Annotated in this window: 17 protein-coding genes and 1 pseudogene; 5 read left to right on the forward strand and 13 right to left on the reverse strand. The window is 59.2% G+C overall.

Annotated features, from left to right (window positions below; all coding sequences use genetic code 11):
* Positions 1 to 42 precede the first annotated feature (42 nt).
* From L901_RS09920 to L901_RS09940, 5 genes are all read right to left on the reverse strand, one after another.
* On the reverse strand, positions 43 to 369 hold the full coding sequence (locus L901_RS09920; RefSeq protein WP_059756090.1) for a hypothetical protein: 327 nt from the start codon (positions 367 to 369) through the stop codon (positions 43 to 45).
* Positions 370 to 487: 118 nt separating this feature from the next.
* The gene (locus L901_RS09925) at positions 488 to 1,264 is read right to left on the reverse strand and encodes an ABC transporter permease (RefSeq protein ID WP_003523941.1); all 777 of its coding nucleotides are present in this window, start codon (positions 1,262 to 1,264) and stop codon (positions 488 to 490) included.
* Positions 1,251 to 2,072 (reverse strand): ABC transporter ATP-binding protein, encoded by an 822-nt coding sequence (locus L901_RS09930; protein WP_082710572.1) that lies wholly within the window; start codon positions 2,070 to 2,072, stop codon positions 1,251 to 1,253. Before L901_RS09930 ends, L901_RS09925 begins: the two co-directional genes overlap by 14 nt.
* 9 nt (positions 2,073 to 2,081) lie before the next feature.
* Positions 2,082 to 3,083, reverse strand: a complete 1,002-nt coding sequence (locus L901_RS09935; RefSeq protein WP_003523942.1) for an ABC transporter substrate-binding protein — start codon at positions 3,081 to 3,083, stop codon at positions 2,082 to 2,084.
* Between the two features lie 48 nt (positions 3,084 to 3,131).
* Positions 3,132 to 4,214 carry a 4-oxalomesaconate tautomerase gene (locus L901_RS09940; RefSeq protein ID WP_059756093.1) on the reverse strand — a complete coding sequence of 361 codons (1,083 nt, stop codon included), beginning with the start codon at positions 4,212 to 4,214 and terminating at the stop codon, positions 3,132 to 3,134.
* A 105-nt stretch (positions 4,215 to 4,319) separates the two neighbouring features.
* Here L901_RS09940 and L901_RS09945 point away from each other — a divergent pair, with 105 nt between their 5' ends.
* Entirely contained in the window at positions 4,320 to 5,216 is an 897-nt protein-coding gene (locus L901_RS09945) for a LysR family transcriptional regulator (RefSeq protein ID WP_059756096.1), read from the forward strand.
* A gap of 115 nt (positions 5,217 to 5,331) precedes the next feature.
* On the opposite strand, the gene L901_RS09950 is transcribed toward L901_RS09945, so the two are convergent.
* Positions 5,332 to 5,877 (reverse strand): MarR family winged helix-turn-helix transcriptional regulator, encoded by a 546-nt coding sequence (locus L901_RS09950; RefSeq protein ID WP_059756099.1) that lies wholly within the window; start codon positions 5,875 to 5,877, stop codon positions 5,332 to 5,334.
* A 148-nt stretch (positions 5,878 to 6,025) separates the two neighbouring features.
* On the opposite strand from L901_RS09950, the gene L901_RS09955 reads away from it, so the two are divergent.
* Together L901_RS09955 and L901_RS09960 are read left to right on the forward strand one after the other, a co-directional pair.
* Positions 6,026 to 6,361, forward strand: a complete 336-nt coding sequence (locus L901_RS09955) for a cupin domain-containing protein (RefSeq protein ID WP_003523945.1) — start codon at positions 6,026 to 6,028, stop codon at positions 6,359 to 6,361.
* Between the two features lie 27 nt (positions 6,362 to 6,388).
* Positions 6,389 to 6,793 (forward strand): VOC family protein, encoded by a 405-nt coding sequence (locus tag L901_RS09960; protein WP_059756101.1) that lies wholly within the window; start codon positions 6,389 to 6,391, stop codon positions 6,791 to 6,793.
* 86 nt (positions 6,794 to 6,879) lie between these two features.
* Here L901_RS09960 and L901_RS09965 read toward each other — a convergent pair.
* Positions 6,880 to 7,721 (reverse strand): annotated as a pseudogene (locus tag L901_RS09965) (LysR family transcriptional regulator).
* Between the two features lie 89 nt (positions 7,722 to 7,810).
* Between L901_RS09965 and L901_RS09970 the strand changes: the two are divergent.
* On the forward strand, positions 7,811 to 8,212 hold the full coding sequence (locus L901_RS09970; RefSeq protein ID WP_059756104.1) for a 4-oxalocrotonate tautomerase family protein: 402 nt from the start codon (positions 7,811 to 7,813) through the stop codon (positions 8,210 to 8,212).
* A gap of 64 nt (positions 8,213 to 8,276) precedes the next feature.
* On the opposite strand, the gene L901_RS09975 is transcribed toward L901_RS09970, so the two are convergent.
* A complete protein-coding gene (locus L901_RS09975) occupies positions 8,277 to 9,050 on the reverse strand; it encodes an SDR family NAD(P)-dependent oxidoreductase (protein WP_059756106.1) in 774 nt (257 codons plus the stop codon).
* A gap of 96 nt (positions 9,051 to 9,146) precedes the next feature.
* Here L901_RS09975 and L901_RS09980 point away from each other — a divergent pair, with 96 nt between their 5' ends.
* Positions 9,147 to 9,767 (forward strand): TetR/AcrR family transcriptional regulator, encoded by a 621-nt coding sequence (locus L901_RS09980; protein ID WP_371259713.1) that lies wholly within the window; start codon positions 9,147 to 9,149, stop codon positions 9,765 to 9,767.
* A gap of 173 nt (positions 9,768 to 9,940) precedes the next feature.
* Here L901_RS09980 and L901_RS09985 read toward each other — a convergent pair whose 3' ends face one another.
* The 5 genes from L901_RS09985 to L901_RS10005 all read right to left on the reverse strand — a co-directional run bounded on the left by L901_RS09985 (position 9,941) and on the right by L901_RS10005 (position 14,128).
* Complete coding sequence (locus tag L901_RS09985) at positions 9,941 to 10,243, reverse strand: MurR/RpiR family transcriptional regulator (RefSeq protein WP_059756109.1); 303 nt, start codon at positions 10,241 to 10,243, stop codon at positions 9,941 to 9,943.
* Positions 10,244 to 10,298: 55 nt separating this feature from the next.
* Entirely contained in the window at positions 10,299 to 11,318 is a 1,020-nt protein-coding gene (locus L901_RS09990; RefSeq protein WP_059756111.1) for a Gfo/Idh/MocA family oxidoreductase, read from the reverse strand.
* Positions 11,319 to 11,344: 26 nt separating this feature from the next.
* Positions 11,345 to 12,136, reverse strand: coding sequence for a TIM barrel protein (locus L901_RS09995; RefSeq protein ID WP_059756114.1), 792 nt, complete (start codon positions 12,134 to 12,136; stop codon positions 11,345 to 11,347).
* Between the two features lie 82 nt (positions 12,137 to 12,218).
* Positions 12,219 to 13,007: an ATP-binding cassette domain-containing protein gene (locus L901_RS10000; RefSeq protein WP_003523955.1), complete on the reverse strand. Its 789-nt coding sequence runs from the start codon at positions 13,005 to 13,007 to the stop codon at positions 12,219 to 12,221.
* Entirely contained in the window at positions 13,007 to 14,128 is a 1,122-nt protein-coding gene (locus L901_RS10005) for an ABC transporter permease (RefSeq protein ID WP_059756198.1), read from the reverse strand. Before L901_RS10005 ends, L901_RS10000 begins: the two co-directional genes overlap by 1 nt.
* Positions 14,129 to 14,245: the final 117 nt, after the last annotated feature.

A 14,245-nucleotide genomic window follows, 5' to 3' on the forward strand; every position in this document is an offset into this window, starting at 1 on the left:
TTTACAAATCTCACCGCCAGGAACACAACACCGACCCGGCACTCAATCAGCAAAAGCCACGAGCCCCACGCCTCGTTTCGTAGCCCGTTCCAGGAGATCACGCATCGAATTGAACGCGGCCAGCGCGTGTTCGTTACCTTCAAGAACATGTTCGTTTGTCATGAGAATGTTCAGTAATATCGCGACCTGCTCCGGTTCAAGCAGCGTATCGTCGAAATATCTGAGATCGGCGCCGGCCTGCCGGGCCTTGTCGAACAGGGCCGCAAGTAAACGGTGCGCATCAAGATCGATGGAGCCGGCGAGTTCCAGGCAGCCCGGATCCGAGGGTATGACGGTGGTGTCGAAATCAGCGTAGTAGATGTCCAGCATGTGCAATTTGTCCAACGAATGAAGGATTTGGACGTCCCCATTTCGCTTGCAAGGCTCAGCCATTTAAAAAGGGGCGATCACGGACCGCCCCAACGGAAATAATCTTGTTGCAGTCCGCTTACGCGGGACGCTCCTCGCCTGCATTGGGTCGCCAGGTAATCAACCTCTTCTCCGCAAAATCCAGAATGAGGTCAATAACAAGAACGAAGACCGCCAAGATGATGATGCCTGCGAAGACGCCGACCGCGTCGAAGTTGCCTTCCGAGCGGGCGATCAGATAACCGAGGCCGGCGGAAGCTCCCAGATATTCGCCGATGATTGCGCCGACCACTGCAAATCCGACGGACGTGCGCAGCGACGACAGAATCCAGCTCGCCGCCGCCGGGAAATAGACGTGACGCAGCAAATCCGAACGCTTGGCGCCCAGAATGCGGGTATTGGAAAGCACGACCGGGTTCACTTCGCGCACGCCCTGCATGGCATTGAAGAAGGTGACAAAGAAGACGAGCGTAACCGCAAGCGCAACCTTCGACCACAGGCCAAGACCGAGCCAGAGCACGAAGATCGGGGCCAGAACGACACGCGGAATGGCGTTCACGGCCTTGATGAACGGATCGAGCACCCGGGCGACGAAGGGGCTGAGGCCCAGCCAGACGCCGGCGCCGACGCCGAGACCTGTGCCGATGAGATAGCCCAGCACCGTTTCGCTCAGCGTGATGCCGACATGCTTGTAAAAACCAGCATCGGCAACCCAGTCAATCACCTGTTTAACGATGTCATAGGGTGCGGGAAAGAAGAAGCGGTCGATGGCGCCCGAGGTCACACCGAGCTGCCACCCGCCCAAAAGCACGACCAGAAGAGCGATCTGGATGATACGAACATTAACGGCTTGCATAGCTTTTCTCCACTTCGCCACGCAGGGACGCCCATATATCGCGATAGAGCGTCATGAATTTTGGATCGAGTTTGATTTCCGCGACGTTGCGGGGCCGCTCGAGATCGACAGGGAAGCTCTCGATGACGCGGCTCTTCGGGCCTGCGGCGAGAACGACAACCCGGTCTCCGAGCGCAATCGCCTCTTCCAGATCATGGGTGATCATGACCACCGCACGGCGGTCCTCCTGCCACAGGCGCAGCAACTCGTTCTGCATGAGATGGCGGGTGTGGATATCCAACGCCGAGAAGGGCTCGTCCATCAGGATGACCTTCGGCTCGGCGATGAGCGCCTGCGCCATCTGCACGCGTTTGCGCTGTCCGCCGGAGAGCTGGTGCGGAAAGCGATCTCCGAAGCCCTTCAGGCCAACTTTTTCAAGCCAGGCCTGAACCTTGGCGCGCCGCTCATTTTCGGGAACGCCCCGGAACATCAAACCAAGCTCGACATTCTGAAACGCTGTCTTCCACGGAAGAAGCGCGTCCTGCTGGAACAGATATCCGATGTTGTTCTGTACGCCCTTGACGAGCGAACCGTCGATGGAAACCCTGCCCTGCGCTGGCTTCAACAGGCCCGCGATGGCGTTGAGAATGGTGGACTTTCCGCATCCCGTCGGCCCAACGATGGAGAGAAACTCGCCATCGCCGACCTTGAGATTTACGTTTTGCACGGCAACGAACGAACCGAACGCCATGGTCACGTCGTCGATTGCCACCATCGGTTTGGGTTCGAGTTCCGTCACGGGTTCTAGCTTTCTGGCTGGCGAAGACATGGCGGCCTCTCAGTTTGCGGCCTTCGAGGCCGCAGCCTCGACGAACTTGTTGGTGTAGGTGGTGTTGAGATCGATCGTCGCCTTGGCGACCGCGTCATTGAAGCTTTTCAGAACGGCCAGCGGCGTTTCGAGATCGGCAGGCTCAAACTTGCCGTCTTCGGAGAAGATCGCCTTGGCCGCTTCAACAGCCTTGATGTAGGTCTGCTTGTCGCCGGACACGAAATCATCGGGAAGCTTTGCGACGATTTCCTCCGCAGAATGCTGCTTCATCCAGTGCAGCGCCCGAACCGTCGCATTGGTGACCTTCTGGATCACTTCCGGATTGGCATTGATATAGTCCTGCGTGGCGTAAAGGACCGATGTGGGATAAATGCCGCCATAGACATCCCTTGCGCCCTGATCGCTACGGGCATCGATGAGGATCTTGCCCAGCCCGCGCTCCACGACGATGGTTGCGGCAGGATCGTAATTGACGAGCAGATCGATCTTGCCCTGCTGCAGGGCTGCAACGGCCGCAGCGCCCGAACCGACGCCGATGATGGAAATGTCGTTGTCGCTGAGATTATGCTGCTTCATGTAATAGCGAATGAAGAAGTCCGAAGAGGAGCCAGGCGACGTGATGCCGACCTTCTTGCCCTTGATCGTCTCGGGCTTGGCCGGGTCGAAATCCGTGTCGTTCTTGCCGGCGAGAACCAGGCCCGAGTTGCGGGCAAGCTGCACGAAGCCGACCACGTGCTTGTTCTGCGACTGCATCTGGATCGTATGATCGTAGAAGCCCACGGCAACGTCCGTGGAACCGGCAACAAGCGCCTGCAGAACCTTCGATCCGCCCTGGGCAAAGTTCTCGGTCGTTACATCAAGGCCCTCCTCCTTGTAGAAGCCAAGGCTCGCCGCCACGGGGAAAGGCAGGTTGTTGAGGTTGTACGAGCCAACGCTCATCCTGACGGATTCGGCATTGGCAGATGCCGCCAGCGCACAGAGCGCCGCGGTTGCAAGCAGATATTTACGCATAAGGGTCTCCTCCCGGTTTGACTATATTTTGCGCCACTATGGCCGCGTCTAGGCTGCGTCTTCAATCGCAGCGGTTGGTTTGGCGAAGGCGAAGCCTTCGAAAAGCCTGCGCGCCGTTCTTACGAGTCCGGCCGTTATTGCGCCGTTTCGCATCTCCAGCTGCACGTCGAGGCAGCCTGCGGGATGTTCGATGCGGATCTGGGTCGGCACCGAAAGGCCTCCGGCCGCATCATAAGCGATGGAGCCTTTGGTGACAGCCGCGGTTGCGATGCCAACGGCACCGGTCGTCGCCAGTGCAGGATGACACTCGTTGGGCATGAAATACCGTACAGAGAGAGTGCCGCCTCTGCGGGCCGGTGCAATGAGCACCGGTTTCGGAATGACCATGTCTTTCACATCACCCATTCCCATCAACTTTCCGGCCTCGATGCGGATGCGGGTCATCCGTGCGATGAGATCCTTGTGAGCGCTCAGGGTTTGCGGATCCTCGTATCCCGTCACGCCGAGATCGGCGGCGCGGATGAGAATCATCGGAATGGCGCAGTCTATGGCCGTCACATTGACGCCATTGATCAGATCGACCGGCTTTCCGGTGGGCAGCAGCTTGCCGGTTTTCGCACCCGCCGCATCCATGAATGTCAATGCGATGGGCGCCGCCAGACCCGGAACACCGTCGATCGAGGCGTCGCCGAGATAAATAACCTCGCGGCCGCGTGTCGGAACCTTCGCCTCGATCAGCTTGCCGGTATTCACGTTATGGATTCGCACAAGAGTATCCTTGCCCTGCGCTTCGACAAGCCCTGCTTCGATGGCAAAGGGCCCGACGGCGGCCAGCATATTTCCGCAGTTTGGCGAATAGTCGACATACTGCCTGTCGGTGCGAACCTGTGCGAACAGATAGTCGATGTCGGCGCCCTTGACCGTGGAAGGGCCGATAATCGCAACTTTGGACGTGACCGGATTGCCCCCGCCAATGCCGTCGATCTGCAATGGATGGCCAGACCCCATGATGGAAAGAAGGGCCGCGTCCCGGTCTGCCCGATCACGGGGAAGATCGGATGCGAGAAAGAACGGTCCACGCGACGTTCCACCGCGCATCAGCACACAGGGTATCTTCAGCAGATCGTTCATGGGTTGCCTCAATATTGCATTTGGCGGATCAATGCGCCGTGTTGTTGCAATATGAGCAAAAGAGTCTAATCTGTTAAATGCAATGTTTTGGAGTTTTATTGCGGTATGAGCATCAATTGTGAAATTCTGGATTTGCGGGCGTTTCAAGCGGTGGTTGAACTGGCCAGTTTCCACAGGGCCGCCGAGGCGTTGCATATCTCGCAACCGGCGCTCACCCGTCGTATCCAGAAACTGGAGCAGGCGATTGGCGCGCCACTTCTTGAAAGAACGACGCGCCACGTCGCACCCACCGCCATGGGGCAGGAAGTCATGCCGCTCGTTCGGCGTATGCTCGAGGAATTTGACGGATCGCTTTTTGCCATGAAGGACGGCGCGCAACGGCGCGGGCTTATCACCATGGCCTGCGTTCCCACCGCCGCCTTTTACTTTCTTCCCACCGTCATCAAGACCTTCAGCCAGCAATATCCCCATATAAGGCTGCGGATCAGGGATTTGACAGCCAATGAGGGTCTGCAGGCGGTCGCCAGAGGCGAGGTGGAATTCGGCATCAACCTGATGGGCAATTCCGATCCCGAGCTTTCATTCGAGCCCCTCATCGATGACCCCTTCGTGCTGGCAATGAGGAAAGACCACCCTCTGGCAGCTTTCGAAACGATCGAGTGGGACCAGCTGGAGGCCTATCCGCTGGTCGTCGTGGACCGTTCGAGCGGCAACAGGACGCTTCTCGACAGCGCGCTTGCGCGGCACAATCTAAAATTGAATTGGTTTTATGAGGTGACGCATCTCAACACGTCGCTCGGTCTCGTCGAAGCCGGACTTGGCATTTCCGTCCTGCCGCGGCTGGCAACGCCGCAGGACGAGCACCCATTCCTCATCACCCGGCCAATCGTCAACCCGGTCGTCTCCCGTACGATAGGCATCGTGCAAAGGCGAAGCAGCGCTCTTTCCCCAGCCGCCGAAAAATTTGTGCGGATGCTGCTCGAGACCTGGAAAACACAGTGATCGCTTGAGAGAGATGCTTCTAGGGCATGCTGCGGCCAATGGCGGCGCGAACCGTAGGTGCTGGCAAACAGCCTCTGATTTGCAGATCGCTCGAATGAAAGAACTGCGCCAGAAGCTAAAGACGGGCCTCGATATCCAGCACCAGCTTTTTCAGCAGCGCCGCGAGGTTATCGCGCTCGTCCGGAGTGAGCCCCTGCAGGAAAGTCTGCTCGCTCGCCATGTCCTGGCGAAACGCCTTTTCCGCCAGCTCGATGCCCGCCGGCATGAGGCACACAACGACGCTGCGCCCATCGAGCTTCGATTTTCTGCGCTCGATGAGGCCGGCCTTTTCCAATCGATCAAGCCGGTGCGTCAGGCCGCCTGAGGAGAGCATCAGCGTCGTATACATTTCCGTCGGCGTCAGCTGGTAGGGTGGTCCGGACCGGCGCAATGTCGCGATGACATCGAACTCGCCGCGGTCGAGACCGAAGACGGCAAATGTCTCTTCGATTGATGGCGCCAGAAGGTTGCTGAGCCGTTTGGCGCGCCCGAAGACAGCCATCGGTTCCGTATCGATATCAGGCAGTTCCCGCGCCCACTGGCCACGGAGACGGTCGACATGATCTTCCCCGTCAGCTTCCATCGCCCGATCCGTCGTCGTGTCCGGCATCGCCTGCTTCATCTCATCACCCCATCAGCACTTCGAAAACCATATACAGCTTTGCCTGCTCCGTGAATATATCTTTGCGAGAAGATAGATATCTTGACAGGAAGATAAATCGCACATATATCTTCTCGAGAAGATAGTTTTGTCTCAGGGAGGAGACCAGATGTTTTCCATCCGCCGTCATCAGGAACCGAACCCCGGCCAGAGCCGGACGGTGCGTTATGAAGGATGCGAATACGGAAGCGCCGTATCCATCTTTCTCGTCAATGCCGATCCGGGTCGCGGCCCTGATCTGCATGTTCACCCCTATGCCGAAACCTGGGTGGTGCGCAAAGGCGAGGCCGAGTTCACAATCGGCGATCAGCGGGCGCGCGGCTCGTCGGGAGACATCGTCGTTGGGCCTGCCAATATCCCCCATCGCTTCGAAAATATCGGCACTGACCGGCTGGAGATCATCTGCATCCATCCGAGCGAGACCTTTCAGCAGACCTTCCTGTAACCCCGTTCCACCATGAGGAGAAAGACAATGGCCAAAATGATTTTCCTGAACCTGCCGGTGAAAGACCTGGCCGTTTCGACCGCCTTCTATGAGGCGATCGGTTGCGTGAAGAACGAAGAGTTTTCCAACGAAGACGCAAGCTCGATGGTGTGGTCGGAGACCATCACCTTCCAGCTTCTGCGGCACGATTATTACAAGACCTTCACCGCCAAACCGATCGCCGATGCCCATACGACAAACGGCATGCTGATCGCCCTTTCGCGCGACAGCCGCGAAGAGGTCGACGCCATGGTTGACGCCGCGGCAAAAGCGGACGGGCAAGCGGATGTCCGGGAACCGCAGGATCTGGGTTTCATGTATCTCCGCACCTTCGCAGATCCCGATGGCCACGAATTTGAACCCGCTTACATGGATTTGAGCAATGCGGGCTGACGTCATCATTCGCGCGCGCGACGTGGCGAACTTGTTGATGGGCTGGGGCGGCAACACCGAATGACAGCGGGGAACCGCTAATTCACCTAGTCGCCGGTGCCGGATACGGCTGCGGCCAGGGCTCTGATCGCCGATGCATGTGCGGGCGTTCTTGCGCGGGAAAGAAGAACGATATCGGAAGGCGGCAACGAAGGTAACCCCAGTTCCACACCCCTGTCAGGTAGGCCACGGGCGCTAATATCGCCCATTGGCGCGACACCCGCGCCTGCAAGAATTCCTTCATGGAGTACCGAACAGCTTCCGGCAGTGAAAGCATCGCGCCACTCCACGCCGGTTCTTCTAAGCTCCGACACCGCAATTTCCCGGACACCGCACGCAGACCCCAGCGACACCAGCGGAATGGCGCTGTTGGAGCGTGGCCGCCAGTCCGGGGCGGCCCGCCATCCCAGCCTGTCGGTACGCAGGATTTCGCCGTCTGAGCCACCGCCGTTACGCCGGATAATGGCCGCGTCGGCCTGTCCGGACGCGAAACTTTCCTTCACGTGCCGGGAAAAGCCGATATTCACTTCAATCACCGCATTGGCGGGGAGTGCCGCGCGCATCGCCCGTATGGCCATCGAAAGGCGGCCCCCGATCGCATGGTCACTAGCGGCCAGGCTAAAGTGCAGCGGCGATTCATGACCGAAGGTCAGTGCTTCCTCGTGTTTGGCGAGCAGCTCGCGAGCCTTCGGCAGGAACACCTGGCCATCCTCCGTGAGCCGCAGATGCCGCGGCGAACGGTCGATCAGCCGCCTGCCGACACGCTGCTCCAGCATCTTCAATTTTTGGCTGACGACCGGTTGCACGGTTCCTGCCGCCTCCGCCGCCTTTGTCAGGCTGCCGAGTTCGACAGAGAAAATGACAGGCGAACGCTTTCGAGGTCAATCATATAAAATCGCTATGTATGGAATATCCAATACCATATTCTCATTATGAATAAATTTGCGCAAGGTGTCTCTGCAACAAGGAGACAAGACCATGCCCATGATCAAAGCGCGCTACACCAAACCCCGGAACGGACGCGACCCAAAGCTGGAAGTCGCGGCTCTGCTTTCTCGCCTCACGGCGGAAATCCTGCACAAAGACCCGGCTGTCACCGCGGTTCTCGTCGAGAGCGCCGATCCCGATGACTGGATCATCGCCGGAGTGAGCGTCGCCGACCAGAAGGTCGGAAGCTTTTATGTCGAGGTTTCGATTACGGAACACACCAACATAAAGGACGAGACGACCGAATGGGTCCGGCGGGTCTATAACGAGATGAACGCCCTGCTGGGCCCCGTGCACGAGGCGAGTTATGTGCTGGTTCACGCCGTCGATGGCGATGCCTATGGTTATGGCGGGCAAACCCAGAATCTGCGGTGGGCACGCAAACACGGCTAGTATCGGCAGGCGTCAGGCGAAACTGCCCGACGCCGCTCGCCCAGGGATATTTGCTATGCCTGGATCAAATCCGCGCACCGCCCGTCGCATCGATCATCTGTCCAGTAGTCCAACGGGCATCGTTCGAGGCAAGGAATGTGATGACGTCCGCAATATCGTCGGCGCGACCGATACGTGAAAAGACGGACAGGGCTTCAGCGCCTGCGCGGGCGTCCGGCGCTGCCAGCCATCCGGCGTTCATGTCGGTTTCAGTAACACCCGGCAGAACCGAATTGACCGTAATTCCGCGCCGGCCGAATTCCGGGGCGAGCGCCAGCGTCAATGTCTCAAGCGCCCCCTTGGATGCCGCATAGGCGGGATGTGTCGGCGCCGCGATGCGCGTGAAGCCGGTAGAGACATTGATGATGCGGCCATTGTCGCGGAGATGATCGGCAACCGCCTGAATGAGAAAGAACGGCGCCTTGAAGTTGATCGTCATCAACTCGTCGAACGCGGCTTCCGTTGTTTCTTTCAACGGTATCGCCGGGGCAATGCCCGCATTATTGACGAGAATATCAAGCGATGGTGAGCCGGTGAAAGCGACCGCGGCTTCCCTGAACTGCTCCCACAAGCTGTCCGTCGCCGCTTTCCCGGCCCGCAGATCGGCATTGAGAGCGACCGCCTTCGAACCGAGAGCCTCGATCTCGCGGACCGTTGCCTGTGCCGCCTCGGGGTTCGCGCCATAATGGACGCCGATAAGACCTGCACCCTCTTTCGCAAACGCCAAGGCCGCCGCACGGCCGATACCGCGTGAACTGCCCGTTATGAGGGCGACTTTGTTCGATAGTTTCTGAGACATGGATCACTCCGTTGCGATTTAACTAGCGATCGTTATAATAAAACCCGGCCATGACCTGTCAATATTTTTATAGTGATCGATACAAAAATGTCTGAAATGACGCCAAAACAACGCGGCAGACCGCGCCTGCTTAATCGGAATGCCGGGCTCGATGTCGCAGCCCGGCTGTTCTGGGAACACGGCTATGAGGGAACCTCAATAGCGGACCTCACCCATGCGATGGGCATCACCCCGCCGTCCCTCTACGCGACCTTCGGTTCAAAGGAAGAATTATTCCGGCTGGCGCTTGATCATAGCATTGCGCAGCAAAGCGAACGCCGCGCCAAAGTGCTGCAGGCGCAAATACCCGCCTATGAGGCGCTTGCCTCTTACCTTTACGATATTGCTGAAGGACATACCCAGCCCGACAAGCCGCGCGGATGCATCGTTTCCACCGCCATTCTCCAGCATTCGGAAGCAAACGCCTCTGTCGCCCGCACAACGGCAGAATTGCGCGAGGCGGCAATACAGATTCTCAAGACGCGGTTCGACCGCGCCGTCAGCGAGGGCGAACTACCCACGCAAACCGACACGGATACGCTCGCACGCTTTTACGGCGCCATCATTCAGGGCATGTCTGCGCAGGCTTGCGACGGCGCATGTACGGCCAGGTTGAAGGCTTTGGTCGACGTCGCGCTGACAGCCTGGCCCGGAAAGCGTGGGACCGCTGGCCCTTAAGATTGCATCGGAACCTCTTAAACGGATCGTCCGAGGACCGGACGAGCAAAACGGCATTCGACCAGGAAAGCGGGCTGACGGCGAGCCGGACCCCCGCCGGCAAAATCTCGGTAATATTCATTTTTCTTCTCCACCGCGCAGAACCTGCGACTTTCACTTTCACAGGGCAAAATCTATAGAAAATTCTTTATGTTACGCCCCTTTCCTTCCGACAGTACGTGCGTGCGAAAAACCCGCCTGAATTGGCTGAACCTATCAAAGCCCAGCGAGTTGGCGACACGGACGACTGTGGATGGAGACACGGCGCATTCGCTGGCGAGGGAACCGATCGTTCCAAAGGCGACGATATGCGGACGGGCCAGAATGGTTCGCGCGACATGGTCCTGCTGCTCCGACAATCGCAGGCTCCCCGTTACGATCAGACCCTTCATGTCCTGAATGCTGGTCGGCGTTTTAAAGGTCTGCCGCGTACGCATGGAGCCTGCTCCTTGTCGATCGGAAAGCACGCCGGTAAGCCAGCGCGCATGGAGTTCAATTCAGGGCAACCGGCTGTTTCCGGGATACCGATTGAATAGCGGCGAGGGCGACCGCCAGTGCGTTCCGTGCATCCTGGCCCGTCGGCCCTTCACTCATTGCCCCCTGACGGACGGCGGTTACGAAAGAGGCGAGTTGCGCCATGTAGCCATGGACAAAGTGATCGGTATCGCGACGCCAGGTCTCATTCGAGACGCCGCAGCCATCGAACAGCGTCATGCTTGAACGACGCACATCGCCCATCGTCACCATGCCGGCCGATCCAAAAACCTCACCGCGAATGTCATAGCCGTAGAGCGCCGAAAAATTGGCTTCCGCAACAGCTATGGAGCCGTTGTCGAAACGGATATTGACCACCGCCGTATCCAGAAAGCCTTCACCTTTTGCGTCAGGGCGGACAAGCGCATCCGCCATGGCGAAGACTTCGACGGGTCTGGCGCCGGGGTTCAGCCATAATAGCGTGTCGAAATCGTGGATGAGGGTCTCGTAGAAAATCGTCCAGAGCGGAATACGGCCGGGGTCTGCGGCGAATGGGCCGGGATCACGCGTCAGCGAGCGGATGAGCTGCGGCGCGCCGACCTTGCCGGCGTCGATCGCGGCCCGGCCTTCCGCAAAGGCCTGATCCCACCGGCGGTTGAAGCCCACCTGGAGGGGAACACCGGCCGAGCGTGCCGCGGCAATCGCCCGATCGGCATCCTCCAGCGTTAGCGCCACCGGCTTTTCGCAGAAAATCGCTTTTCCCGCCTCGGCAGCCTGAACAAGAACATTGGTATGGAAACGGGCCGGCGTTGCGATGATGACGGCGTCGAGACCGGGATGTGCAAGCAATGCGGCAATGTCGGTATAGGCGGCGTCGACGCCGAGTTTTTCCGCAAGACCTGCTGCCGCACCCGGTGCGGGATCGGCAATGGCGACGAGTTCGGCATCGACCAGTCGCCGGGCGACGGTTTCACCGTGGAAAGAGCCGATGCGGCCGGCGCCAATGAGGCCGACATTGACGGGTTTTGTCTTGGGCATGGGGATCGTCCTGTGGGTTTATGTTGTCAGATTGTGAATGCGGCGCGGAAAGCCGAGAGCGCTGCGTCGGCATCGCCGGATGCCCAGGCCTCCATGCCGACCGGCCCGGCATAGCCCATCGCTTTCAGCGCCCGGGCAATGCCGTTCCAGTTGACTTCGCCCGTACCGGGCTCGCAGCGGCCGGGCACGTCGGCGACCTGAATCTCCCCGATCCACGGCAGGGCCCTGCGGCAAAGCTCGATCAGGTTTCCTTCGCCGATCTGGGCGTGGTAAAGATCGAGATTGAGGCGCAGACGCGGGTGGTTGATGCTGGAAACCAGAGCCAGCGTATCTTCCGCGCGCGCAAACGGTACGCCGGGATGGTCGACGGAAAGGTTGAGGTTCTCCAGGGTGAAAACCACATCCTCTTCTTCCGCGAGGTCAACGATACGGCAAAGAGTGTCACGCGCCTTTAGCCACATGGCGCCCGTGACCACCTCGACAGGCTGCACCGGCAGCCCGCGATCCCCAAGGCCCGTGCCATGCAGGTTCAGCCGCTGAACGCCAAGACGTTTGCCCACCCGGGCGGTCTGCCGGGCCGTGCTGAGCAGCTCCTCCGCACCTTCGTCATCCGTGAGCCGGCCGGTGAGATAACCGTTCATGATGGTGAAGGTCGCACCGGTCGCTTCAAGTCTGCTGATGTCATGTTCCGGCCAGTTCCACAGGCCGACACCGAAGCCCAGATCCTTGAGCCGGGAAGCGCGCCATTCGATCGGCTTGTCACGCCACAACATCTCGGCGCACGCCGCCAGTGGGAAGGAGTTCGCAGAAGCGCTCATGGGTAATACCTTGCTGATGAATATGAGGGGTCGTGGCGCGGCGCGATTGCGCCGAACCGGATATTCGTTCGGGAATGTCTAGTCAGATGGTTCCGCCCAGCTCCTCGGAGATGGACTGCAACTCCTTGCCACCTGCCATCAGGTTCTGCAGATCGTCGATGCCAATTTCACTCTTCGAATAGGTCCCGAGGGTCTTGCCGCGATTCAGCGCCGTAAACCGGTTGCCGACGGCATAGGCGTGGCGGACATTATGCGTGATGAAAATGACGCCGAGCCCGTTATTGCGGACCTGGTTGATATATTTGAGAACCATCGAGGTCTGCGCAACGCCGAGCGCCGACGTCGGCTCATCGAGGATGAGCACCTTCGCCCCGAAATAGACAGCGCGCGCGATGGCGACGCATTGCCGTTCACCGCCCGACAGGGTGCCCACCGCCTGATCCGGCTCGCGCACATCGATACCGATCTTGCGCATCTCCTCACGCGTGACCCTGTCGGCAAAATCCATGTCCATGCTCTTGAAGGGACCGAAACCCTTCAGAGGTTCGCGGCCCATGAAAAAGTTCCGCGTCACCGACATCAGGGGGATCATCGCAAGATCCTGATAGACGGTCGCGATGCCGGCATCGAGCGCATTCCGCGGACCGTCGAATATGCGTGGCTGACCTTCGACGAGGAATTCTCCCGATGTCGGCTTGAACACGCCGGACAGGGTATTGATGAGGGTGGATTTGCCGGCGCCATTGTCTCCGAGAAGGCAGAGAACCTCGCCGGCATTGACACTCAGCGATACGCCGTTGAGCGCGATGATGGAGCCGAAATATTTGACGAGGTTCCTTACCTCGACGATTGGCGTCTGAGATGTGCTCATCAGCGTTCTCCCGTGACGCGTTTGCGGATCACATTATTGAAAATGACGGCCGTTAGCAGCATGCCGCCGAGGAACACGAGATACCAATCCTGATCTATCGACGTGTAGGTAAGACCGATCAGCACCATGCCGAAGACAATCGAGCCGAAGAACGCGCCGATCGCCGAACCGTAGCCGCCTGTCAGAAGACAGCCGCCGATGACGGCCGCGATGATGGCCTCGAATTCCTTCTGAAATCCACGGCGGGCATCCGTGGAGCCGGCATCCAGCACGGTGAGGATCGCTACGAGTGTGGCGCACATGGCCGTTATGATGAACAGGGTGGTCTTCACGCGCGCCACTGGCACGCCCGACTTGCGCGCCGCACGCGGGTCACCGCCGGCAGCAAAGATCCAGTTGCCGAAACGCGTCCGCAAAAGCACCCAGGTAGCAAGCAGGGCGATCAGGACGAACCACAGGATCTCCACCGGAATGCCGGGGACCTTCGGTGTTCCATTTGGAAATGTCTCGATGATGCCCCGGCTGCCGAGCCAGGAGAACAGGCCGGTAAAGGCGTCGCCGGAAAAAATCGGGGCAAGCGGGCTGTCGGCGGCGGCTTCCTTCATGCCGCGAAGCTGTGTCGCTCCGCCGCTTGCCCATTTGAGGCCAACCAGCGTGAGGCCACGCAGAATGAAGAGGAATGCAAGCGTGACGATGAACGAGGGAAGACCCGTTCGCATCGTGAGCTGGGCATTCGTGACGCCGATGACCACGGCAAATCCGAGCGCAATCAGGATCGCCACGCTGAGCGGAAGATTGAGAACCACCAGCGCCGTGCCAAATACGAGACCGGCAAAGGCGACCATCGATCCGATCGACAGATCAAATTCACCGCCGATCATCAATAAAGCGGCGCCGATGGCAAGAATGCCGAGCTGGGCAGCCGGGGCCATGAAATTGACCACGCCGGCCAGCGTGAACATAGCCGGATTGGCGGTGAAGAAAAAGAAGATGGTGACGAGCACCAGCCCGGCAACAGCGCCGAGTTCCGGACGACGCAGGAGAGCGGTCATCATCGAAACCTTTTTTAGCCGCTCGTCGGATCGGGTCTGGGACCCGTTCTGTTCGTTGGCCAGCGTCATGGGTTCGTTCCTCAGATTGGGTGTCATCTTTGCGCGCAACGGCGTTCGGCCGAAAAGGTCGCGCATCGAGGCAAAAGTTGCGTTCGGGGTGGCTCCCGCTTTGGCGGGAGCCACGCT

The sequence above is a fragment of the Agrobacterium sp. D14 genome (assembly GCF_001526505.1).
GTDB lineage: Bacteria > Pseudomonadota > Alphaproteobacteria > Rhizobiales > Rhizobiaceae > Agrobacterium > Agrobacterium leguminum.